The organism is Sphingorhabdus sp. 109, from assembly GCF_902506555.1.
Taxonomy (GTDB): Bacteria; Pseudomonadota; Alphaproteobacteria; order Sphingomonadales; family Sphingomonadaceae; genus Parasphingorhabdus.
On record NZ_LR732707.1, the window covers coordinates 1,948,035 to 1,970,305 of the forward strand.

Annotated in this window: 19 protein-coding genes; 4 read left to right on the forward strand and 15 right to left on the reverse strand. The window is 56.2% G+C overall.

The annotated features are described in order from the left end of the window. Positions 1 to 33 precede the first annotated feature (33 nt). Positions 34 to 2,754 carry a valine--tRNA ligase gene (locus BOSE62_RS09160; RefSeq protein ID WP_159645225.1) on the forward strand — a complete coding sequence of 907 codons (2,721 nt, stop codon included), beginning with the start codon at positions 34 to 36 and terminating at the stop codon, positions 2,752 to 2,754. A gap of 182 nt (positions 2,755 to 2,936) precedes the next feature. On the opposite strand, the gene BOSE62_RS09165 is transcribed toward BOSE62_RS09160, so the two are convergent. From BOSE62_RS09165 to BOSE62_RS09205, 9 genes are all read right to left on the reverse strand, one after another. Then, a complete protein-coding gene (locus BOSE62_RS09165; protein WP_159645228.1) occupies positions 2,937 to 3,269 on the reverse strand; it encodes a hypothetical protein in 333 nt (110 codons plus the stop codon). A 129-nt stretch (positions 3,270 to 3,398) separates the two neighbouring features. Then, complete coding sequence (locus BOSE62_RS09170; RefSeq protein ID WP_159645231.1) at positions 3,399 to 5,102, reverse strand: ATP-binding protein; 1,704 nt, start codon at positions 5,100 to 5,102, stop codon at positions 3,399 to 3,401. A 112-nt stretch (positions 5,103 to 5,214) separates the two neighbouring features. Further along, positions 5,215 to 5,949 (reverse strand): TIGR02186 family protein, encoded by a 735-nt coding sequence (locus BOSE62_RS09175; RefSeq protein ID WP_159647989.1) that lies wholly within the window; start codon positions 5,947 to 5,949, stop codon positions 5,215 to 5,217. A 35-nt stretch (positions 5,950 to 5,984) separates the two neighbouring features. Then, the gene (locus BOSE62_RS09180) at positions 5,985 to 6,899 is read right to left on the reverse strand and encodes a sulfite exporter TauE/SafE family protein (RefSeq protein ID WP_159645234.1); all 915 of its coding nucleotides are present in this window, start codon (positions 6,897 to 6,899) and stop codon (positions 5,985 to 5,987) included. Between the two features lie 103 nt (positions 6,900 to 7,002). Further along, complete coding sequence (locus BOSE62_RS09185) at positions 7,003 to 8,175, reverse strand: hypothetical protein (RefSeq protein WP_159645237.1); 1,173 nt, start codon at positions 8,173 to 8,175, stop codon at positions 7,003 to 7,005. After that, positions 8,129 to 9,556, reverse strand: coding sequence for a glycosyl transferase family protein (locus BOSE62_RS09190; protein ID WP_159645240.1), 1,428 nt, complete (start codon positions 9,554 to 9,556; stop codon positions 8,129 to 8,131). The genes BOSE62_RS09185 and BOSE62_RS09190 overlap by 47 nt, the downstream gene beginning before the upstream one ends. Positions 9,557 to 9,645: 89 nt before the next feature. Beyond that, on the reverse strand, positions 9,646 to 10,089 hold the full coding sequence (locus tag BOSE62_RS17370; RefSeq protein ID WP_236553957.1) for a hypothetical protein: 444 nt from the start codon (positions 10,087 to 10,089) through the stop codon (positions 9,646 to 9,648). Positions 10,090 to 10,151: 62 nt separating this feature from the next. Further along, the gene (locus BOSE62_RS09200) at positions 10,152 to 10,511 is read right to left on the reverse strand and encodes a hypothetical protein (protein WP_201295649.1); all 360 of its coding nucleotides are present in this window, start codon (positions 10,509 to 10,511) and stop codon (positions 10,152 to 10,154) included. A gap of 89 nt (positions 10,512 to 10,600) precedes the next feature. After that, positions 10,601 to 11,137 (reverse strand): helix-turn-helix domain-containing protein, encoded by a 537-nt coding sequence (locus BOSE62_RS09205; protein WP_159645246.1) that lies wholly within the window; start codon positions 11,135 to 11,137, stop codon positions 10,601 to 10,603. Positions 11,138 to 11,457: 320 nt separating this feature from the next. Here BOSE62_RS09205 and BOSE62_RS09210 point away from each other — a divergent pair, with 320 nt between their 5' ends. Together BOSE62_RS09210 and BOSE62_RS09215 are read left to right on the forward strand one after the other, a co-directional pair. After that, on the forward strand, positions 11,458 to 12,879 hold the full coding sequence (locus tag BOSE62_RS09210) for a spinster family MFS transporter (RefSeq protein ID WP_159645249.1): 1,422 nt from the start codon (positions 11,458 to 11,460) through the stop codon (positions 12,877 to 12,879). Between the two features lie 6 nt (positions 12,880 to 12,885). Then, positions 12,886 to 13,320 carry an acyl-CoA thioesterase gene (locus tag BOSE62_RS09215; RefSeq protein ID WP_159645251.1) on the forward strand — a complete coding sequence of 145 codons (435 nt, stop codon included), beginning with the start codon at positions 12,886 to 12,888 and terminating at the stop codon, positions 13,318 to 13,320. Positions 13,321 to 13,434: 114 nt separating this feature from the next. Here the strand turns inward: BOSE62_RS09215 and BOSE62_RS09220 are convergent, their stop codons facing one another. The 4 genes from BOSE62_RS09220 to BOSE62_RS09235 all read right to left on the reverse strand — a co-directional run bounded on the left by BOSE62_RS09220 (position 13,435) and on the right by BOSE62_RS09235 (position 16,978). Further along, the gene (locus tag BOSE62_RS09220) at positions 13,435 to 14,259 is read right to left on the reverse strand and encodes a crotonase/enoyl-CoA hydratase family protein (protein WP_159645254.1); all 825 of its coding nucleotides are present in this window, start codon (positions 14,257 to 14,259) and stop codon (positions 13,435 to 13,437) included. A gap of 106 nt (positions 14,260 to 14,365) precedes the next feature. Continuing rightward, entirely contained in the window at positions 14,366 to 14,989 is a 624-nt protein-coding gene (locus BOSE62_RS09225; protein WP_159645257.1) for a 2-hydroxychromene-2-carboxylate isomerase, read from the reverse strand. 44 nt (positions 14,990 to 15,033) lie between these two features. Further along, positions 15,034 to 15,723 carry a glutathione binding-like protein gene (locus tag BOSE62_RS09230; protein ID WP_159645260.1) on the reverse strand — a complete coding sequence of 230 codons (690 nt, stop codon included), beginning with the start codon at positions 15,721 to 15,723 and terminating at the stop codon, positions 15,034 to 15,036. A gap of 43 nt (positions 15,724 to 15,766) precedes the next feature. Further along, positions 15,767 to 16,978, reverse strand: a complete 1,212-nt coding sequence (locus BOSE62_RS09235; RefSeq protein WP_159645263.1) for an LL-diaminopimelate aminotransferase — start codon at positions 16,976 to 16,978, stop codon at positions 15,767 to 15,769. A gap of 301 nt (positions 16,979 to 17,279) precedes the next feature. On the opposite strand from BOSE62_RS09235, the gene BOSE62_RS09240 reads away from it, so the two are divergent. Further along, complete coding sequence (locus BOSE62_RS09240) at positions 17,280 to 19,229, forward strand: alpha/beta hydrolase family protein (protein ID WP_159645266.1); 1,950 nt, start codon at positions 17,280 to 17,282, stop codon at positions 19,227 to 19,229. 51 nt (positions 19,230 to 19,280) lie between these two features. Here the strand turns inward: BOSE62_RS09240 and BOSE62_RS09245 are convergent, their stop codons facing one another. Together BOSE62_RS09245 and BOSE62_RS09250 are read right to left on the reverse strand one after the other, a co-directional pair. Continuing rightward, complete coding sequence (locus BOSE62_RS09245) at positions 19,281 to 20,915, reverse strand: alkaline phosphatase D family protein (RefSeq protein WP_159645268.1); 1,635 nt, start codon at positions 20,913 to 20,915, stop codon at positions 19,281 to 19,283. Positions 20,916 to 20,919: 4 nt separating this feature from the next. Then, the gene (locus BOSE62_RS09250; protein ID WP_159645271.1) at positions 20,920 to 22,113 is read right to left on the reverse strand and encodes a DUF3667 domain-containing protein; all 1,194 of its coding nucleotides are present in this window, start codon (positions 22,111 to 22,113) and stop codon (positions 20,920 to 20,922) included. Between the last annotated feature and the right edge of the window lie 158 nt (positions 22,114 to 22,271).

The window sequence follows — 22,271 nt, forward strand, 5'->3', positions numbered from 1 at the left end:
TCTCCCGCCAAAAGCAATGCCAAAGACCCAGCCATGACCTTAGACAAAAATTTCGACCCCGCCGCCATCGAAGCCCGCTGGTATGAACATTGGGAAAACAAGGGCCTGTTCCGCCCGGAACGCGATGATCGCGAACCGTTTACGATTGTGAACCCGCCCCCGAATGTCACCGGGTCGCTGCATATCGGTCATGCGCTGGACAATACGCTGCAGGACATCATCATCCGGCACGAGCGGTTGAAGGGCAAGGATGCGCTCTGGGTCGTCGGCATGGATCACGCCGGCATCGCCACCCAGATGGTGGTCGAGCGCCAGATGAACGAACGCCAGCAGAAACGCACCGACTTCACCCGCGAGGAATTTGTCGAGAAAGTCTGGGAGTGGAAAGAGGAAAGCGGCGGCACGATCACCAGACAGCTGCGCCGTCTCGGCTGTTCGATGGACTGGTCCAACGAACGCTTCACCATGGACGAGGGCATGAACGAGGCCGTGCTCAAGGTCTTTGTCGATCTTTATAATGACGGCCTGATCTATCGCGACAAGCGCCTGGTAAACTGGGACCCGGCGCTGAAGACCGCGATTTCCGACCTGGAAGTCGAAACCGTCGACACAAAAGGCAGCTTCTGGCATTTCAAGTATCCGTTGGCCGATGGCGTCACGCTGGACAACGGGCAGGATTATATCGAGGTCGCGACGACTCGGCCGGAAACGATGCTCGCCGATATGGCGGTTGCGGTGCATCCATCGGACGAGCGCTACAAGAGCGTGATCGGCAAGGAAATCGAGCAGCCGATCACCGGGCGCCGTTTCAGAATCGTTGCCGACGAACATGCCGATCCGGAACTGGGTTCGGGCGCGGTGAAAATAACGCCGGGCCATGACTTCAACGATTTCGAGGTTGGCAAGCGGGCGGGCTTTGCCGCCGGCGAGATGCTCAATATGCTCGATGGCGAAGCCAATGTCTGCCAGACTGCCGACGGACTGGTACCGGACGAATATATCGGGCTGCACCGGTTCCGCAAAGACGGCGTCGACGGCGCCCGCGAACTGGTTGTACAGCGGCTGAAGGAACAGGGCTTCCTGATTCCGCATGTTTCGAAAAACAAGGACGGCGAACCAGTTGAACATGACGCCGAACCGCGCACCATCGCGACACCTTTCGGGGACCGCGGCGGCGTGGTGATCGAGCCATGGCTGACCGACCAATGGTATGTCGATGCGGAAACGCTGGCCCAGCCGGCGATCAAGGCCGTGCGCGATGGCGATATCGAAATCGTGCCGAAAAGTTGGGAAAAGACCTATTTCAACTGGATGGAAAATATCCAGCCCTGGTGCGTCTCGCGGCAATTATGGTGGGGGCATCAGATTCCGGCATGGTTTGACGAAAATGGCAAAATCTATGTCGCGATGAGCGAAGAGGAGGCACAATCGCAGGCAGGCCCGGACGTCACGCTCGCTCGCGACCCCGATGTTCTCGACACATGGTTCTCTTCCGCTCTCTGGCCCTTTGGCACGCTTGGCTGGCCGGAACAGACCAAAGACCTCGAACGCCATTACCCCAATGACCTGCTGATTTCCGGCTTTGACATCCTGTTCTTCTGGGATGCGCGGATGGCGATGCAGGGCATCCAGTTCATGAAGGAAGTGCCGTGGAAGCGGCTCTATCTGCACGGGCTGGTCCGAGCCGAAGATGGCTCCAAAATGTCCAAGTCCAAGGGCAATGTCGTCGATCCGCTCGGCCTGATTGACCAATATGGCGCCGACGCATTGCGTTTCTTCATGGCGGCCATGGAAAGCCAGGGCCGTGACATCAAGATGGATGACAAAAGGGTCGAGGGCTATCGCAATTTCGCGACCAAATTGTGGAATGCCTCGCGCTTCTGCGAGGCCAACGGGATCGGCGCGAGCAAGACGCTTGCTGCCCCGGAAGCCGCCCTGCCCGTCAACCGCTGGATCATCAGCGAAGTGGTCGAGACGCAACAGGCGCTCGACAAGGCGCTGACCGACCTGCGTTTCGATGCGGCGGCCAACACCATCTACCACTTCACTTGGGACCGGTTCTGCGACTGGTATCTCGAACTGATCAAGCCGGTTCTGCAGGGTGAAGATGCCAGCGCGGCCGACGAAACCCGGATGGTGGCCGGCTGGGTGCTCGACCAGATCATCGTCATGCTCCATCCGTTCATGCCCTTCATCACCGAAGAACTTTGGCACGCAATGGGCGACAGGGAATATGATCTGATCATTGCAAAATGGCCGGCGCCGAAAGCTGCCGTCGATGCGGATGCCAAGGCAGAAGTGGACTGGCTGATCAAGCTGATTTCCGAAGTACGTTCTACAAAGGTCGAGCTGAACATCGCCCCAGGGACCAAAATGACCGCCCATGTCCGCGATGGAGACGACAGTCTGCAGGCCAAGGTGGCGCGCCAGCATTCCGCGCTTGACCGGGTTGGACGTCTCGAGGCTGTTTCCTTTGACCCTGCCCCGGAAGGTCCCTCGGCTCAGATCATCGTCGACAACGCGACCTATATATTGCCACTCGCCGGTGCGATTGACATTGACGCGGAGAAGGGTCGACTGAACAAGGCTTTGGAAACCGCTCAAAAAGAAGCCAAATCCCTGAGCGGACGATTGGGCAATCCAAATTTCGTGGAGAAAGCCAAGCCAGAAGCAGTGGAAAAAGCGCGCGCCGATCTGGCCGAGAAAGAGGCAGAATCCGAACGATTGCAGGCCGCTATAGACCGGTTGGGGTGACAGGTCCTGCTCATGCAGGGACCAATCGTCCAGTGTTTGCCCGGATTGCGAAAAAGCCCGGGTTCAGTATCCGGAATAGCGTCTAGCTAGATTTGCCACGACGCATCTTTCTGCCGCAATCCGCATACGTTCGGCACCCTCGCGCATTTTTTCCGCGGCCCGGCGTATTTTTGGTGCACCGTTCAGCAATTGCGATGCTGTGAAATGCGTATGTCCGCGACCAATTTGACTGGCCGCTTCACGTTCACAAAGTCCGCATCGCTCTCCAGCCGATCCGCATAGGCTTCCATCCGCTCGGCTCCCCGCAGCATTTCTTCTGCGCCTTTTTCCATGCCGACGGCACCTTCAGCCATACCGGCCTCGACCTGCGGCTTGATTACCCGAGCGAGCGTTTCGCTCCCTTCCTTTTCTTGCTGATGATCCGTATCTTGCGCATGCACCACCATAGTCGGCACTAGCGACGCCGCAACCAGCCCCAGTCCCGCAAGCAACGGGAAATAACGTTTCTCGACCATCGGATTCTCCATATCAGTCAGCCAAGCCCAATGCCTGGCCCGTTGACTACAGATGTAATCGATGCTTGGAGATTTGAAAGTCGCTATCGATCAACAACCGAGGAGAATGGACAAACGCTCCGGTGCCGGTTAGCGGCCCTGAGCTCTCCAGCGCTTGATCACGCGCTGGACAATCTCTTCCTCGCCGCCATGTTCGCGCCAGAGATCGGAGAATATCGGGTCTTCCGAAGCAGGGCGACGTTCCTCGGCAAGCGTATCCAGCGAAACGCGGATCGGAATCGCGACACCTTCGCCACAGCAAATGACTTCGCGATTGCGCAAGGCTGGGATGGAATCGAGAAAACCGCGCGCGCCCTCGGGCATCGCGGCTTTCACGAAAGCCTGGTCACGATCGTTATTCAGACGCATCGACAGGATCGTACCGCATTGCGAGAGCACCCCTTCGGCGAGATCCGACGGGCGCTGTGTGATCAGCCCCAGAGACACGCCATATTTACGGCCTTCCTTGGCAATCCGGCTGAGAATATCGCGAACGCTGCTTTCCTCGGAAACATCGTCATTGGGAATGTAGCGATGCGCCTCTTCACAAACCAGGAGCATTGGTCGTTGGGGCTCGTTGCGCGCCCATATTGCATAGTCGAATACCAGCCGGCTGAGCACGGAAACCACAGTCGGTGTGATTTCGGACGGCATCGCCGAAACATCGATGATTGATATCGGCTTTCCTTCGGATGGCAGTCTGAAAATCTTGGCAAGAAACGCCGCCATAGTGTCCCCGACGAGCATGCCGGAGAACATGAAACTATAGCGCGGATCGGCCTTGATTTCATCGATTTTCGATTTCAGTCGCTGGTAAGGCGCACTGTTTGTCGCCTTGTCGAGCTTGCCCATTTCATTCTGCAGGATCGTTGTCAGATCGGACAGCAGATAGGGGACCGGTGAGTCCACCGTCAGCTTGGTGCCGCCGGTTGCTCCTTGACTCTTGGCTTTTGCCGCCAGCAGACATTTGGCCAGAATATCACAGTCCATCTGCTTGGCATCGCCCTTGGACTGGACAAATACTTCACAATGTTCGCGGAAGTTCATCAACCAGTAGGGCAGATTGAGATTGTTCACATCGAATAATTTACCGTTACCCTTGAAGGCGGCTGAATATTCACCGTGCGGGTCAATCATCAAAATATGGCCTTCGGGTGCAAGATCGCATATTTTGTGAAGGATCAGAGCTGCCGCTGTCGACTTACCGGTACCGGTCGATCCTAGAAGCGCAAAATGCTTGCCGAGCATGGCGTCGACATAAAGCGCACCGCGGATATCATCGGTCGGATAGACGGTACCAACCTCGACGTTAGCGCGACCGTCGGAGGCATATATCTGTTTGAGGTCGGCCGTCGTGACGGCAAAGACCTCTGAAGCGGGTGTCGGATAGCGGGTGACGCCGCGGCGGAAATTGTAGATCTGGCCGGTCAGTTTTTCTTCGTCACCTTCGCCGAGAAAATCGATCTCGGCGATCACCAGTCCGGACTGGCCTTCGAAAAGGCGCTGGGTCCGGATATTGGCTAGCAACCAGGTTTGGCCAACGCGTATCTTAACCTGGCTACCAACCTGCCCCGCGGTTTTGATGGTCGGGTCCACATGGTCCTGAAGTTGCGCAAGCACTGCGGTATCCATAAGGATTTTTGATCCGGAGCCGGCTATTTCGATCACCTCGCCGATTTTATAGCCTTCACTACGCTGCGAAGGGGCCCCCTGGTTCTCCTCCTCCAGCGTTGCAATTTCGGCCTCCGCGAGAGGTGTGGCGGCGGGGAAATTATGAGAACCCATATCGGACATCGGTTATTTTCCTGTTTTACTGGTCAGGACACCGAACTAGTCGAACATGGTTAAGGAAGATTTACTCGGGCAACAGAAAGACAGGCCAAAGGTAGAAGCGGTCTGGCAAGCATTACATCTTGCGGAACAGATAACCCGCAGACCAGCCGAGAAAAACTGAAATAAGTACCGCGATCAACCCATAGAGAAAGCCGTAATTCTGGGCAAGATTGGTGATGAAGCGGCCCATTCCGGTCTTTTCAATGGTGATTTCTTTTACTTCGGCAGCCTCCACTCGACCATCGATAACAAGAAAGGTTTCTGCGGTATAATCTCCAACCGGTACGCTGGCCGGCAGGTTGATCCGCGCCTGATAGAGTACGCTATCGGTGATCTTCACGCTATTCGGCAGATTCTTGAACAAATTTCCCCGCGCGTTCAGATCAACCAGGCCGTCAACAAAACGATCCAGTTCACGACTGTCAATCGCCCCGGCCGGAGAAAGCTGCAAATGGTGCAGTCCCAGTTCGTAAATATCAGCGGTCTTGCCGTCGACAATTTCGTCGATCGGCTTGGAGGATGCAATCGCGTAGAAACCGGGAGCCGACCGAAACTCGCTGCTCGCCGCGTTAACCCAGATACCGGCGATCTGCTGCTTTTCGCGCACGACAATTGATTTGACCGGTCCCTTGAGCACCACCACGATATCGGCCTGATCGGTATTGCGGGTGCCCGGGGGATAGGTGATGGCGCCAAAAAGCAGTAGCTGCGCACCATTGAAATCGCCCTTGATACTGATCCGGTCCTGCGAGACTTCGGGAACCAGGACCGGCGTTGCGGCAATTGTCAGAATGGCAATACCGAACATTGCCAGCAAGCGACCCAAAAGGCGAGCTCCCCGCTTCACAGCAATTGCACCGTATAAATTTCATCCGGCTGGAACCCCAAGCCGAGAGCCATGCGAATCGCAACCAGCAGCACCATGGATGCCAACGCCAACCGCAGATATTCTGGTCGCATCCGTTGCGCGAACTTTGCGCCAAGCTGCGCACCGGTCACGCTGCCAAGCAGCAGCAGGGAGGCCAGAACAATATCGACCGCCCGCGTGGTCATGCTGTGCATCATCGTCGACGCGATAGTGACAAATAATATCTGGAAAAGCGAGGTTCCCACCACCACCTGCGCGCCCATACCCAGCAGGTAGAGCATCGCCGGTACCATGATGAAACCGCCACCGACACCCAATAACATCGTCAGAATGCCGGTAAGCAGACCAAGCACGAACGGCGCGATGGGCGATATATACAGACCGGACCGGTAGAAGCGCCATCGGAAAGGCAGATTGGCAACCAGCGGATGATGGCGTCGCTTACGGGCGGGCATCGGCTTGCCGGCGCGCAGCGCGCGGACGCTCTGCAGGGATTCCTTGAACATCATCCCACCAATGCTGGACAGCATCAGGACGTAGAGAACATTGATCACGGTATCAATCTGGCCCCAGGTCTGGAGGATCTGGAACAGCCCGGTGCCAACGATTGTACCGACGATACCACCGACCACCAGTATCGCACCCATACGGAAATCGACGCCTTTGCGGCGCATATGGGCGGCGACACCGGAAATGCTGGCCCCTGTGACCTGAGTGGAGGCCGATGCAGCGGCCACAGTTGGCGGTATTCCGTAAAAAATCAGCAGCGGCGTGGTAAGAAACCCGCCGCCGACACCAAACATCCCGGACAAAATACCAACCAGTCCGCCGAGAAGGACGATAACGAATGCATTTACCGATAGATTGGCGATTGGCAGATAGATGTCCATATAGATGTTGGACTAATCTCTTTTGCTGTCGGGATAAAGGGCGTTGCTGTCTCGCCGGCAGGAAATCGATCCGATCCGCTGACAGGACCGGAAATACGCTTGTTCAGAAGCCTGTCGAAACGGTTAGCGCTGCTCCGTTTCCGGGCCGCGCATTGCCGGCAACGCGGATTCGCCAGTCAAGGGCAATGCGCGCCGAATGCCCGATGACGGGGACAGCCACATCGATCCGCGGTCCGACATCGACGCGGCGGATATTGCGTTGACCGCCGGCCCAGGCGCCCGGGCCCACGGATATTCTTGCTGAGCCCAGCCCCGCTATCGGTCGCTGTACAGTTGCTGCGCCGTCAAAGAAATAGGTCTCATTCGGACCAAGCACATAGCCGGCCTGTGCATAGGTCTCGAGCGTCCAACGTTCTGCAATCGGCTCTGGGCCGGTGCCACCGGTTACAAAGAAAGCGGTTCCCGATTCCCGTCCCCTCGCGGCATCAAAACGCTGCTCCGCGTGCAAGGCGACGGGAAATGTCCGAACCGGCTGGATGCGGGCCCCCAGAGCAACCTCCTCCTGGCTCCAGGGATCCAGCGCTGTCGAAACGCGGCCATATAGGGATATATCCGGTGCCCGCCTGTCCAGCAGTTGATAGGACAATATAGCGCCAGCCTGACTACCGCCATATTGCCCGTTGGAGATCAATTGCCGCCCGTTGCCCTGCACCCCCCGATCCGGACCGGGATCCTGCCGTGCAAATATCCAGAAATAGGCAGAGAACCGGTTGCGCGCGTGAAGAGCGGGTGAAACCGGAAAAGGCTGGCGGGCACCGGCACCTGCCGGTGCAGTCGAACCGGTCGAATTGGATAAAGTCTGCAGAAGAAAACTGCTGGCTTCTTCAGAATCCTGCCATCGCCAGGATGGACGGTCCGGCACATGGGCGGTTTTCCTATCTTCCACCGGTACTTTTAGCGCGCCTTCTCCTGTCATATTGGATGAATGATGATCGGACGTATTTGCCTGTTCACGGCGGATTTCAATCGGGACGGCCAATGATCGGTTAGAAAAGGAGAGCCGATTGCTGTCTCCGGCCCGATAGGCAGCGCTTGTCGAAACTGGCTGTGGTGGGTTTGAAACGATATTCGCCGTTCCATGCCAGGAGATCACACGCACCACTATCCAGATCGCGGCCAGAGTGACCATTGCACGCAGTGGCGCACCTGCTGTTGTCGTCAACAACGGATCAGCCTCTACCGCCTGTGCTGGCCTGCGGTCGGAGTCGCTGGACATCCTTCTCATCGGGATAAAAATGGCTCGTCTTTTCCCACCGGGCGGGCTGACCGGTCAGCTGACCGATATATTGGCTGAGCGCGCGCCAAACGGCCATGATATTGATCAGATTGGCCACCACTGTCCGGGGAATCGACAAAAAGGCTTCGCGCAGACCGTATAAGGAAAAGACAAAATAGAATTTCATCGCCAGCCGCCACAGCAGAAAACCCAGATTGAGAATGAGCAATATTTCCAAGAAACCGGAAACGGGCCGGGGGCGATACATGCCGATCAGATCAGCAAACGCCAATATTCCCATCAATATGACGGCCACATAGGCAATAGCGACGATAATGGCCGCGAAACTGGCCTTGCGATCACGCAGACGCATCCAGTTTTCCCGCCAGCTATTCTTCCAGCCCAGACGATCCCATCCGGACAGGGAAATGCCTGCCATCCAGCGACTTTTCTGCCGTATGGCGTCTTCCAGTTTATCAGGAAAAAACTCCTGCGTGGCGACCAGCTGTCCGTTCCGATCCCGCAACCGGGCAAAAATGCCGCGCGATTCTCCGCCCGTCAGATGAAGTCCCAATTCATAATCTTCGGTCAGGCTCCGCGCATCAAAGGGCTTTCCGCGGGTTCTGGCCGACAGTTTCTGCAGGCTTTCTCTGGCGAAAGCACAGCCGACACCAGCAGAAGGTATGGACGCGCCGAGCGCTTCCCGCAGCACCATTTGCTTGCCGTGCAATTCGGCAAACTCATCGCCATAATGGCCGGCGACCCAGCGCGATCCTTTTGCCCGTCGGGGGATGACCGGCAACTGGACCAATGCAGCGCGTCCAATCAGATGTCTGAAAAGCCGCAATGCTTCAGGATGCACGATATCTTCCGCATCGTGCAATATGATCGCGGCATAATTTCTGTTTTCCTCGATCTCGTCGCGACAGAGGGCGTCCCAGAGATGGTTGAGACAATCTGCCTTGGTGGTCGGGCCGTCATGCTGACACATGACCAGCCTGATCTTGCTATCGCCCGCGGCAGCGGCAGCCACCGCCGCAATCGTGTCGCTATCATTGGGATAGCAGCCCACGTATATTCGATATTCGTTGCCGGCCCATTGCTGCAAACAGCGCCGCAGCATTGCCCCGATCACCGCCGCCTCCTGCCAGGCCGGCACGAATATCGCCATCCGGCATCCGGGTGAAGGGTCCGCAAGCTTTTCCACCGTCACCCGTTCGTAGCGTGAGTAGACGAAAAGCCGCCGTTTCATGCGATGAAAAAGCCACAAACCGTCGAACATCAGATCGTCGACGGAACCGATCAGGAAAGACAGGCTGGCAAACAGCAGCAGTTCCTTCTGCAGAAAGTCGAGAAACGGCAAATATTGGTCGCCTGCCATGGACATTCTCCGGCTGTTCGCAAAAGCTGTGCCTCTGCGAGTGGTTTTCTGGGATGAACAAAGAACAAACGGTTTGCTGCGTACTGACGCTAGCCGGACTCCAGTTGCTGCTGCGACGGTGCCAGTTGATTTTCCCTGGCCCCGATCGCCAGCGCCAGCAACATCGGATAGGCCCAGAAGACTGCTCCCGTACCTAGCGCCCAAGCGGTTATCTGCGGTGCCACGATCGTTGTCATATGCGTAGTTAAGGCTAGCAAATGAAAAGCCGTGGCCCACATCGGCCAGAACCGATTGGATTTAAGCGACAGCCAAATCAACGCAAAAAAAGCAACGATATCAATTGCAAATATTCCTACTTCCAATGTTGCCCACGATGTTCCGAACGAACGTGCAACCGCCAAGGTCGATAGTGATCCCAATATCATAATCGTCGCTCCGCAATATTCCCAACGTGCGCCCCGCAAAATTGCATATCCGCAACAAGCGAACAAAAAAATATAATAGAGATAGCCCCAGATGGTGTGAAAGATCACTGCGTCGTTTCTAACTTTGGACGCGCTGCATCGTGAAACCGGACCAGCATCGTTTTGACCATCTAGGCAGCATGATCAGCCATATTGACGATATTCTCATCCAAGGTCTGAGCCATTTCGGACGGCTTTACTCCGGTACTCCCCATCGCCATCGCCTGCAATCCAATCTGATCACGGGTTTCTGCGAGATGGTTGTGTGTCGAAACCAGACATCCCCTGGCCGCAACCAATGCAGTCAGCGTTGCTGCCGCCTGATCAATCGCCTTCTGCCCGACTACAGCCGAGAGTTTGGCGTTCGCCCGCGCAACGGGCATATATCCGGCCAGATCCGACACTCTACATATAGCATCGTCGATGGCCTGTTCCGCCGCAAATAGCCGTTTCGTCAGATTCTCGGCTGCGTCTCGTCGTTGTTTCAGCATCTTCGTTCCTTTCCTAAGGCTGGGAATCCACGCGAACTCACGCATGGAATCGTCAACGGGCGAATGATGGAGCCGGAAGGGCGTGTTGCTTAACCCTTCAGTCGGGAAAGCGCTTCCAGTCCCGCAACCAGGCCGCCGAAAGACAAGGCAGACCCGATCGCAATGGCCAATATCCATCCCAAACGCTCTACAGCAGCAAGACGGTTTTTCTCGCCGCGAAAGCGTGGAAAGGGCAGTGGCCGTCGTGTAACTTCCGCCTGACCCAAAGCCGCAGCAGCCCTGCCACGAACCGCATTCGCTCGATCATCCGTTTTGCCGGCTAGCCTTTCGCTGGTTCTCCCGGATGACGGCTCCTGTTCCCTTGTTTCAGGGACAGGCTCAACCCGCGACGTTTGATATATCAATGGTTGATACGTTTTTTGCTGATCTTCGGCGGCGAATTTTCGCGCCGCTTCGAAACGCGACTGGACGTTCAAAATGCGGATAGCCGTGCGCAACCGCTGATCCACCGTGTGCGGGGACACACCAAGTTCGCGTGCAATTTCCTTCGAATTGAGATGCGCCAGCACAAGCCGCAAGCAATCGCGCTGTCCGTCATTCAGCTGGTCAATATTGCTTACCGGCATTGCAAGGAAAGCCTGTCGAATCGACAGCAGAAAAATATGAAAGATGACGAACAGAAAGGAAAGCCTGGTCGATCCTGTTCAAATAAGATCGGAATTAACCGCCCTATTGCCATTGAGGCCCCCTAATTTTTCAATTAGCTCCATGGTATTCTGCACGACCATTACCAGATAGTTCGAAAATTTTGAAATATTATTGGCAAGCTGAACGACAGCCGGACCGCCGAGACATTTCCCAGCCGGTGAAACGGCTCTGGAACGTAAAGTATGCTGGACTTGCCCGCAGCTTCAGGCCATCTACCAAAGAAAAAGATGGAGAGAGCATGAACGCTACGCAGGCTGCAGCGCCCCTGACCAATACGGGACTGGCATATCGATCGGACGGATATCGCAACTACGTGATCATCTCGCTGATGCTCCTCTACACCCTGAATTTCATCGATCGCATATTGATCGGTGTCGTCGCCCAGCCGATCATCGAAGAATTCAGGTTGCAGGATTGGCAGTTTGGCCTGTTGTCCGGCTTCGGCTTCGCCCTGATGTATACCGTAATGGGCATTCCGATCGCCCGGCTTGCCGAGCGAATGAACCGCGTCAAGATCATCGCCGCCAGCGTAATCCTCTGGTCACTGATGACCGCATTATGCGGGATTGCCGGCAGTTTCATCGCGTTACTTGTTTTCCGTATCGGCGTCGGCATCGGGGAAGCTGGCCTGACACCCGCCGCCAATTCGATTATTTCAGACTATTTTCCACCGCGCAGCCGCGCACGGGCTATCGCGATCTACACAATGGGCATTACCTTGGGGGGCGTGCTGGCCAATGCCTTTGGCGGTCCGATCACCGAATTATTTTCCTGGCGCGAGGCTTTTCTCGCTCTGGGCGTCCCTGGGGTCATTTTCGGTCTGATTTTCCTGTTTACAGTCGAGGAACCGCCACGCGGCTATGCTGATCCGCCAACCGCGACCAAACCCGAGAAAATGGGTATCACGGAGACAATCAGGGAAGTTTCCGGCAAACGCAGCTTCTGGATCAATATGATCGCTGCCGCACTGGTCGCCTTTGTCGGCTATGGCGTCAGCAATTTCCAGGTCGCTTTTTTTCAGCGCGCGCATGAAATGTCCATTTCGGAAGTGACCCTGCAGATTGCGGTCCCCTTGGGCCTGGCCGCTTCATTCGGCGCGTTCATTACCGGCTATCTGACCGAGAAAATGAGCGGACGCTATCCCAATGTGGTGGCATGGCTGCCGGGGATCATGCTGATCATTTGCGTTCCCTTATACTGGATCGGCTTGACCACGGATAGCGTAGGCATCGCGTTGACGGCTTTGCTGTTCGCCGCTGTCCTTCATTATGGCTATCTCGGAGCGCAATATACGATCTGCCAGGGCGTCGCGAGCCCGCAGTCGCGCGCCACCGCCGTCGCCCTGTTCCTGTTCATCGTAAACCTTATCGGTTACGGCTGCGGTCCACTCGTCATGGGAATTGCCAGCGACCTGCTGATGAATGCCGATCTCGCTGCCTCGCAATATGCCGCGGAGCTGACCGGCCAGATTTGCAAAGGCAAACCGGAAGAGCTGATTGCAGCACTGGGCGCAGCCAAGACCAACGCCTGCCTCACGGCCAGCGCGGAAGGTTTGCGCTGGTCGATGATCTATATTGTCGGCCTGTTCTTCGTCGCAGGCGGTCTTTATATCTATGTCTGCAAGACGCTCCAGCAAGACCTCGTAGCAAAGATGAGCTAGACCCATATGGCCCGCCCCGAAACCTGGCAGCTGATCGCTGCAAATTATCCCGTGTCTGTCGTCATGCAAACGCGCTTTCAGGATATTGATCCCAACCGGCATCTCAACAATGTCGCCTTCGCGGCGATGTTCGAGAATGCGCGGGTGCGGTTGAACCGCAGCCTGCGGCCATGGGCGGACCGACCGAAAAACGAGCGGAGTATGGTTGCCTCGGTTGCGATCAACTATCTTCGAGAAGGCCATTATCCTGATGACGTCGAGGTGAGTTCGGGCGTCAGCAAGATCGGCCGGTCAAGCTATGTCATCGCACAGGCAATGTTCCAGAATGGCCAGTGTATCGCCACTTGCGAGTCTGTCATCGTCTGCCGCACCGACGGCGAAGGCAGACCGCTGCGGCAGGAGGTGGTCGATGAACTGGAGAAAATGCGCACCACCGGCTGACGGCTTTGGGAAAGCTCCCCCCCCCCCAGCCACGATCTAGCCAAACTGGCGGCACGCAAGAACAAGGTGCTTCGACAGACTCAGGACGAACGGCGCTGGTCGGCAGTCAGCAAATCAGTCGACGAAATTCGCTTCCCGTTTCTGCATGAAGGCCATCACTGCTTCGATCTGGTTCGGCGTGCGGGCAACCTTGTCCTGACCCACCGATTCCATCATTAAAATCTCGTCTTCGTTCATGTCCGGCAATTTGTTGATCAGATCCTTTGCGATCTGCACGGCCTGCGGATGCTTGCTGGCGATCTCGGCCGCGATTTCCATGGCCCTGGCATGCGGGTCATCGGACAGATGGGTGACAAAGCCCAACTCCTTGCCTTCTTCGCCGGTAAAGATGCGGTTGGTATAGGTCAGCTCGCGCAGGATATCATCGCGCACAAAGCTGCGCCAGGTCGTGTAGCTGCCCATGTCCGGGATCAGGCCCCAGCGCATTTCCATGATCGACATTTTGGCATCCGGCGCAACCACACGGATGTCGGCAGCGCTGGCAAATTGCAGCCCCCCACCGATACATGGACCGTGGATCGCGGCGATGACCGGAGCTTTCAGGCGGCGCCAGAGCAACACGATATGCTGATATTTATTGGCATTGCCAAAGGTCCGCTCGGCCAGCGTGCTGGAGAGGGGTGATTTTTCACCGCCTTCTTTCTCGTCCGAAGCGGCAGCAGCCGAGGCAGCAAAATTGCCCATATCGAGACCGGCGCAAAAAGCCCTGCCTTCACCCGACAGGACGATGGCACGAATACCCTCCATCGCTGTCAGCTTTTCGCCGGCTTCCACGATGGCTTCAATCTGTGCCGCGTCGAGCGCGTTCATCTTGTCGGGCCGGTTGAACCGGACATCGGCGATATGATCCTTGACGGTGATGGTGACGCGCTCTGACATTTTTCATCCTTTGTTCTTCCCCGTTCGCTGCGAGCGACATCGAGAAATATGATATTCCCACTGTGCCTCGCCTGGGCTCGTCACGAAGGGGAATGAAGATTCGTTGCTATCCGGCCGCCTGTTTAATCGCCCAGTTAACCAGCGGCAACTGGTCATTGCCAAAATACATTCTTTCACCCTTTCCGAATGGCACGAACATACTTGGCGAGCCATAGGCTCCGCGAGCAATCGCTTCTTCGGTATTGGCGCGCAGTCGGTTCTTGATGGCCTGCTCCTGCGTTTGCGCAGCAAGAGCGGCACCGTCGAGACCGACTTCATTGGCAATTGCGATCAGCACGTCCGGATCATCCAGATTGCGCTGATCACCATAATAAGCGTTGAAGGCAGCGGTTGCGAACTTGTGCAGCGCGGCCTGGTCCTCTTCCAGCGCGCAGCACAGGCGCATCGCATGCACCGACTTGACCGGATGATGCTCGCTCGGGAAATTCATCGGCAATCCGGCCAGCGTGGCCCAGTCCTTCAGCACGCGAAAACTGTGGACGAATTTGCGGTTGTCGGGATTCTCCCGCGCCGCGTAGACATCCTGATTGACCGCATTGAAAACGCCGCCAACGAGAAACGGCTTCCAGATGATTTCTGCGCCATTATCTTCGATGATCGGCTGGATGTTGTGGAAGGCAAGGCACGTCCAGGGGGAAGAGAGATCGAAATAGAATTCCACTGTGGTCATATACCGGTTCCCTTCACTTTACCCTGTTCCGCGCATCGCGCGCTCTATTCCTTCAACCCGAACAATGTCCTGCGCGCCTGCGCGTCATCCTGTGGGTTGCGATTGATTTTGTCGCGGCCGACCGCCATCCCGCGCCGCAGACCTTCGCGCTGCTTGAGCGTCTCGTACCAGCGCTTCACATGGCGAAAATGCTCAAGCGCGATTTCCTGCCGCTTGTAGGTCTGCACCCACGGAAAGCAGGCCATGTCGGCAATGCTATACTCTTCACCCGCCAGAAAGTCATGATCCGCCAGACGCCGGTCCATCACGCCAAACAAGCGCAGCACTTCCTTGCGATAGCGTCCGGTGGCATATTCGATCCGGTCGGGCGCGTAGAGCTTGAAATGACCATGCTGCCCCATCATTGGCCCCAGCCCGCCCATTTGCCACATCAGCCATTCCGTCGCGGCAATCTGTCCGCGCAGATCGTGCGGCAGAAACTGCTCCGCCTTGTCCGCCAGATAAAGCAGGATCGCACCGGTTTCAAAAATACTCACAGGTTCGCCGCCATCCACCGGTTCATGATCGACGATCGCGGGAATCCGGTTGTTCGGACTGATCGCGAGAAAATCCGGTTCAAATTGCTCGCCTGCCCCGATTTTCACCCATTTGAGATTATAGTCGAGTCCGGCCTCCTCGAGCATGACCGAAATCTTCCAGCCATTGGGTGTTGGCGCAAAATAAAGATCGATCACGGGGATATCACCTGTTGTAAATCGCAGCCTCCGTCACGCGTCATCAAATCGCTTCGTTCTGGCCCGGCGTATTGACACCCATTTTCTGCAGATATTTCTTCACATTGCGTGCCGCCTGGCGGATGCGTTGCTCGTTCTCGACCATGGCGATGCGGACAAAGCCCTCGCCGTCCTCGCCATAGCCGACGCCCGGAGCGACCGCGACACCGGCCTGGGTCAGCAATTGCTTGGAAAATTCGAGGCTGCCCATATGGGCCAGTTGCGGTGGCAACGGAGCCCATGCGAACATCGAAGCGGCGGGGGGCGGAACGTCCCAGCCCGCCCGGCCAAAGCTTTCCACCAGCACGTCGCGACGCTTGTGATAGAGTTCGCGGTTCTTCGCGACCTGATCCTGCGGGCCATTGAGCGCCGCGCAAGCCGCCGCCTGGATCGGCGTGAAACTGCCATAGTCGATATAGCTTTTTACCCGGCTTAGCGCACTGATCAGCGTCTGGTTACCAACCGCAAAGCCGACTCGCCAACCGGCCATCGAATAGGTCTTGCTGAGCGAGGTGAATTCCACCGCGACATCTTTCGCGCCCGGCACCTGTAATATTGAAGGTGTCGGATTGCCGTCATAATAAAGTTCGGAATAGGCCAGATCGGAGAGAAGCCAGACCTTGTTTTCCTTGGCCCAGGCCACCAGCCGCTCGTAGAAGGCGAGATCGACGACTTCCGCGGTCGGATTGGAAGGATAGTTGACCACCAGCAATGTCGGACGCGGGACGGTAAAAGCCATCGCCCGTTCCAGCGACTCCCAATAATGTTCGTCGGGCGTGGTCGGTACGCTGCGAATGGTCGCACCGGCGATGATGAAACCGAAAGTATGGATCGGATAGCTCGGATTCGGCGCCAGGATACAGTCACCCGGTGCCGTGATGGCGGTGGCCAGACTGGCCAATCCCTCTTTCGAGCCAAGCGTCACCACGACTTCCGTTTCGGGATCCAGATCCACGCCGAAACGGCGGCCGTAATAATTGGCCTGTGCCTTGCGCAGACCAGGAATTCCCTTGGATGCGGAATAGCCGTGCGCGTCCGGCTTTTGCGCCACTTCGCAAAGCTTGTCGATGACATGTTGCGGTGGCGGCAGGTCGGGATTGCCCATGCCGAGATCGATAATATCCTCACCGGCCGCTCGCGCCGCTGCCCGCATGTTATTGACTTCGGCAATCACATAGGGTGGCAGTCGCTTGATGCGGTAAAACTCTTCGGACATTATTGATCGTTTCTTGCGTTAAATATTACAGGGCCCCCGCTTTGCGTAATTTTCACGCGAATGTCGAGTGCTAGTCGGTGGGAATTGTGCGCAACGGACATGGCGTTGGATAAAGACAAAATCGCGTCACGGGAATGGAGCCTCCCTCCCCACCCAGGTTCCCAACAAATGTTTATCCATCAAGACTTTCAGTTTGCGGGTTTATTTCTGCGCCCCCGGTGATTATTCCAGAGATCCAGAGAATATTGCGGGGCGGGGATGAATGAATAGAATGGGTGTAACTGGATTGCCTATTGTTAAGGTGGTCAGAGCAATCGTAATTTTCAGCCTTTTCACTACAGCGGCCCAGGCTCGGGACGATACTGCCACTGTAGACCAGGCGAATAAAAAGCCCCAATCCGCCGATATTATCGAGACAAAAATTTTCGCGAAACCGGGTCATTTCGGTAATCCAAAAATATCTCCTGACGGCGAGCGCGTCGTATACCGGCAGCAACTGGGCGGCAAATCCTATCTCACCGTTGCGGTATTATATGGTGATGCCAAGAAACGCATAACCATTCCCGAAAATGTGGATCTTCGCTGGTATCGGTGGGCGGGCAACAACAAGATATTGTTCGGCGTGTCCGCCATCGTCGACACGTCGCGTGGCCAGCGCAGGCACACGGGGCTGTATGTCACGGATGTGAGCAGCGGCGTTTCCATTACACTGGGCCGGAAAACGCAGGGATATGACGGGGACAATGTCCTCTATGTCGATCCCACCGGTACATATATCCTGCTTTCCATGCAGCGGTCCATTTTCGATTATCCCGCCGTATATCGTGTCGAACTCGCCAATAATGAAACCACGCGCGTGGTCCGCAGGCAATCACAGATTTGGACCTGGATTGCCGACAATAGTGGCGTTGTGAGAATGGGGCTGAGCCAGATTGGCGGCACCTTGAAAATCTACTATCGAAAGACGGCGGGAGAGAAATTCAGACAAATCGGGAAAATAAGGGAAAAGGACGATCTGGAAGAAGCCCTGCTGGATATCACAGATATCGTTTCCGAGGCCGATGAAGGTTACATCCTGTCCAACGAGAAAACGGGACGCTTCGCGCTTTACAAGTTCAACTATCTGACCCGCGAAGTCGGAGAAATGGTATTTGGCCATGACGAGAATGACATTACCGGGTTCAACCTCAACGATAGTGGGACCGCATTGGAATCGGTCTATTTTACCGACTCCCGGGACCGGGTAAAATGGTTTGACGACGAACTTGCAGAACATCAGCGGAAGCTGGATGCCGCCCTGCCGGGACAGGAAGCGTGGATCCAGTCCAAAAGCCGCGACGGGAAACGCATGATCGTCTATGTGACATCATCTACCGATCCGGGCAGCTATTATCTCTACGAACCCGAGATCAAGAAACTCGCGTGGTTTGCCAGCCTGAACGACAAGCTGGACACCGGGAAACTGTCCAGAACGGAATATGTGAAATATGATGCCCGTGACGGCACCACGATTCCGGCCTATCTCACGCTGCCCAAAAACCGTCCCGCCGAGAATTTGCCGCTTGTCATCCTCCCGCACGGCGGCCCTTTTGGCGTTCGGGACACGCTGGATTACAACACCGAAGCACAGTTTCTTGCCAACCGCGGATATGCCGTGTTGCAACCCAATTATCGGGGTTCCGACAGCTATGGGGAGGCTTTCTACAAAAAAGGCTCGGGAGAAATCGGCCGCGCGATGCAGGACGATCTCGACGACGGGATGGATTGGCTGGTTGGCCGCGGCATTGTTGATTCGAACCGGGTCTGCATCGTCGGGGGCTCTTATGGCGGTTACGCGGCCCTATGGGGCGTCACGCGAAATCCCGAACGCTATCGCTGTGCCGCCAGTTTCGCCGGGGTTACTGACTGGGACAAACAGCTCAGTTATGACGGTCGCTTTTTGAGAAGCCGGTATAAAAGGGAATGGCAAGAGGAAATAAGGGGCGATGAGGAATTTGATCTCGACACGGTTTCCCCTGCCCGGCTCGTTGCGCAACTGGAGCGCCCGATCCTGCTCGCCCACGGAAAAAAAGACAGTACCGTCCCTTTCAGCCAGTTCAAATTTTACCGGTCAGAGCTCGAGAAAGCCGGGAAAGACGCAGATTATATTGTTTACGAAAGCGAAGGACACGGCTTTTCGGATTCCGAAAGCGAGAAGGACTGGCTGGATAAGCTGGAGGCCTTTCTGAACCGGCACAATCCGGCCTACTAAAACGGCCGGGGTTTTAGAACGGCCCGCCTACTAGAACGGACAGTCCGGGCTTCATGACGCTATCGTGCGAGCCCCGCGGAGCACCGTCTGGCTTTGGCTTCCCTTCAGCGCGATGGACTTCTTCCGGATCGTATCGAGGAAATGCCAGGTCGAAGTCGCTTTTTCGGGGGTGAGCGCCACGCTCATATAGCCGCGATGTTCGGTGTCGGCCCATTGCAGCTGCTCGTTGGTACCAACCACAGCCTTGGCCACCAGATCAGGATTCACGCCTTTGGTATAGGCTTCGAAGCCTGGCGAGCTGACACTATGTCCGGCAAATTCCACACCGGCAGCGCCATCTTGTGTCCCCAGGTCAAAAGCCCAGGCATTGTGACTGTCGCCCGACAGGACGATCAAGTCGGCATCGGCTTGCTGCACGGCGGCCAGCGAGCGGGCGCGGGCCTGCGGATAGCCGTCCCAGCTGTCGAAATTGATCGGCAGTCCAATCTGGGCGGCCAGTGCGCCCACCGCGACACGTGCCTGCGCGATCGGCGACGCATCTTCCGGTACCCAGTTTTTGGCATCTTGCGGCAGCACCAGTTCGCCCATCACGCATTGCTGTGACCAGACTTGCCACTTCGTGCCAGAGGCTCTGGATTTCCGCATGGCATTCGCGAACCATTGTTCCTGGACCGCACCCAGCATCGAGCGGTCCGGGTCCTGCCAGACATCGTCGCGAAACGCCTTGAGCGCCGCGGCGACATCTTTCTTCCCCTCGATCGCTTCGGCCAGGTCCACCGGCTTGTCGCGCCCGCCAATCCGGCTCTCGGTAAAGAACAGCGTCGCCAGATCACCGATCTGATATTCGCGCCAGCGCGGGCTGCCGAATTCCATGTCGCGAACCGGCATCCATTCGCGGTAGACGCGTTCGGCGACGCGTTTGCGCACTTCCCAGTCCCCTTCGCTCGGATCGTGATTCTGCGCGCCATCCTTGTAAGCGTCATTGGCAAATTCATGGTCATCCCATGACGGTATCATCGGCAAAACCTGATGGATGCGCTGCAGGTCGGGATCGCTGCGATAGGCGGCATAGCGCAGGCGGTAATCAGCAAGCTGGACCATCTCGTGCGCGGGTTCGATTTTCCGGCCGGCCAGTGCCTCCTCCCGGGAAGGATAGGTGCCGATCGGATATTCGTAGAGATAATCGCCGGTGTGGATTATCAGGTCGAGTTCATTATTTTGCGCGGCATGGGCATAGGCGTTGAAATAGCCGAACGGCATGTTGGAACATCCGACAACGCCGATATTGAACTTCTGCGCCGGTCCCTGCGGCAGGGTCCGCGTGCGACCGATGGCCGATTTGGAGCCGTCCGGCCCGACAAAGCGAAAGAAATACCACCGGTCAGGGCTGAGACCGTCAACGGTGATCTTGGCCGTAAAATCCCGCTCGGTTGTTGCCTGCACTTCTCCAACCATTCTGGCACTGGTAAAATCGGCATTATCCGATATTTCCGCGGTCAATCTGGCATCGCCGCTGCCGACATAACGGGTCCATAAGAGCACCGAGTCTTGCGCGGGTTCGCCGCTCGCCACGCCGTGAGTAAACCCCTTCCCTCTCATTAGCGAGGCCGACGCCGGCACACCGAGCGCACCAAGGCCGAAAGTTCCCAACGCCATCAATTGGCGGCGATCGATATTCATGGTCATGACTTTATCCCAAAATGCCTAGAGCGAGCAAAATAACGAAGAATAACGTCAGACTGATGACAGTGAATATGAGCAGGAACGATAGCCGGACCAGCGCTTCGGGGCGGGACAACTTATAGGCATGTCTGAGTTGCCGGTAGATATGGAACGGCGGATAAAACAGCAGCAAAGCCCCCCAGATTTCATCCGGAGCGCCGATTGCAGCCAGTATCGCGCAGACCACGAACAACAACGACATGAATGCGATTGAATAAGTGGCGAAAACCGCGTGATCATAGAAATGGTAACCGCGACGACCGATCAATGCGAGCCACACGAAAGGGATGGAGATCGGGATCAGCAACCAGGCAAATTTATAGCCGTTGGCTTTCAGCTTATAAAACAGCAGGGACGGATTCTTGTTGGCGCGTTCGAGTCCGCTTTTAAGCATTTTGCCAAACCCGCTATTCTCCAGATCCGACCATATTCCCAGCCTATTTCCATTCCCGCGGCTTGCATTCTGTTCTTCTGCCCCGACATTCGCAGTCCGGGAAGACTCATCCACCTGTCCTGAATCGTCAATCGCCGCAAAATCCTCCCCCAGGCCAACTTCCGGATAGGGAAGCTCGCTCATCGTCATGGTGGCAAGGACATTGCGGTTTTGCTTCATGTCCAGGATTTGTGCGCGAACCTCGGCCTTGTCTGCCTCGGACGCCGATTCCAGTTCTTTGATCTTGTCCTGCAGACGTGCCTCAATTTCTTGAGATTCTCCAGTGACCGCATCGTTGAAGCCGACAGTTTCGCTATCATTGCCATCAGTCGAAAACGGACTTTCTATAAATGAAAATACCGCAAACATCATGAATACCGAGAACAGGAACAATGCCATCGGAGAAATGAACTTGGCGCGCTCCCCGCGCACATAGCGGCGTGTCAGATTGCCCGGTTTCCAAAACAACAAGGGCAAAGTGCGCCAGAATTTTCCCTCAAAATGCAATACACCGTGCAAAATATCGTGCCAGAACGCACCGATCGACCGGTGAATGTCCAATGGCTGGCCGCATTCCGTACAATAACGGCCCGTAACTTTCGATGAGCAATTCAGGCATATGTGCCCCTCGCCGTCCGATGCGCCCATGTTTTCGGCATCCACCGCTTTGGCTATCAAGCCGCCTTCTACAGCCGTTCCCATTGCTTCCAGTTCTTCCGACATAGCCATTAGTTTTGGCCCATTCGATCGATAAGGCAAGCGGCTTTTTGGGATCGGGAGCGGCCAGAAAGATGAACAGTAACGCAATCGAGATTCGCGGCCGCGCCGCAAAGCTTTTCTGCAGCCGATAGATAGACTGGGAAATGCACACCGGTTGCACAACAATT

What these genes read in the sequence shown, in the direction of transcription:
- BOSE62_RS09160 (WP_159645225.1), top strand. Translation starts at nt 34, where the DNA reads ATGACCTTAGACAAAAATTTCGACCCCGCCGCCATCGAAGCCCGCTGG.
- BOSE62_RS09165 (WP_159645228.1), bottom strand. Translation starts at nt 3,269, where the DNA reads ATGGTCGAGAAACGTTATTTCCCGTTGCTTGCGGGACTGGGGCTGGTT.
- BOSE62_RS09170 (WP_159645231.1), bottom strand. Translation starts at nt 5,102, where the DNA reads ATGTCCGATATGGGTTCTCATAATTTCCCCGCCGCCACACCTCTCGCG.
- BOSE62_RS09175 (WP_159647989.1), bottom strand. Translation starts at nt 5,949, where the DNA reads ATGTTCGGTATTGCCATTCTGACAATTGCCGCAACGCCGGTCCTGGTT.
- BOSE62_RS09180 (WP_159645234.1), bottom strand. Translation starts at nt 6,899, where the DNA reads ATGGACATCTATCTGCCAATCGCCAATCTATCGGTAAATGCATTCGTT.
- BOSE62_RS09185 (WP_159645237.1), bottom strand. Translation starts at nt 8,175, where the DNA reads ATGTCCAGCGACTCCGACCGCAGGCCAGCACAGGCGGTAGAGGCTGAT.
- BOSE62_RS09190 (WP_159645240.1), bottom strand. Translation starts at nt 9,556, where the DNA reads ATGGCAGGCGACCAATATTTGCCGTTTCTCGACTTTCTGCAGAAGGAA.
- BOSE62_RS09200 (WP_201295649.1), bottom strand. Translation starts at nt 10,511, where the DNA reads ATGCTGAAACAACGACGAGACGCAGCCGAGAATCTGACGAAACGGCTA.
- BOSE62_RS09205 (WP_159645246.1), bottom strand. Translation starts at nt 11,137, where the DNA reads ATGCCGGTAAGCAATATTGACCAGCTGAATGACGGACAGCGCGATTGC.
- BOSE62_RS09210 (WP_159645249.1), top strand. Translation starts at nt 11,458, where the DNA reads ATGAACGCTACGCAGGCTGCAGCGCCCCTGACCAATACGGGACTGGCA.
- BOSE62_RS09215 (WP_159645251.1), top strand. Translation starts at nt 12,886, where the DNA reads ATGGCCCGCCCCGAAACCTGGCAGCTGATCGCTGCAAATTATCCCGTG.
- BOSE62_RS09220 (WP_159645254.1), bottom strand. Translation starts at nt 14,259, where the DNA reads ATGTCAGAGCGCGTCACCATCACCGTCAAGGATCATATCGCCGATGTC.
- BOSE62_RS09225 (WP_159645257.1), bottom strand. Translation starts at nt 14,989, where the DNA reads ATGACCACAGTGGAATTCTATTTCGATCTCTCTTCCCCCTGGACGTGC.
- BOSE62_RS09235 (WP_159645263.1), bottom strand. Translation starts at nt 16,978, where the DNA reads ATGTCCGAAGAGTTTTACCGCATCAAGCGACTGCCACCCTATGTGATT.
- BOSE62_RS09245 (WP_159645268.1), bottom strand. Translation starts at nt 20,915, where the DNA reads ATGACCATGAATATCGATCGCCGCCAATTGATGGCGTTGGGAACTTTC.
- BOSE62_RS09250 (WP_159645271.1), bottom strand. Translation starts at nt 22,113, where the DNA reads ATGGCTATGTCGGAAGAACTGGAAGCAATGGGAACGGCTGTAGAAGGC.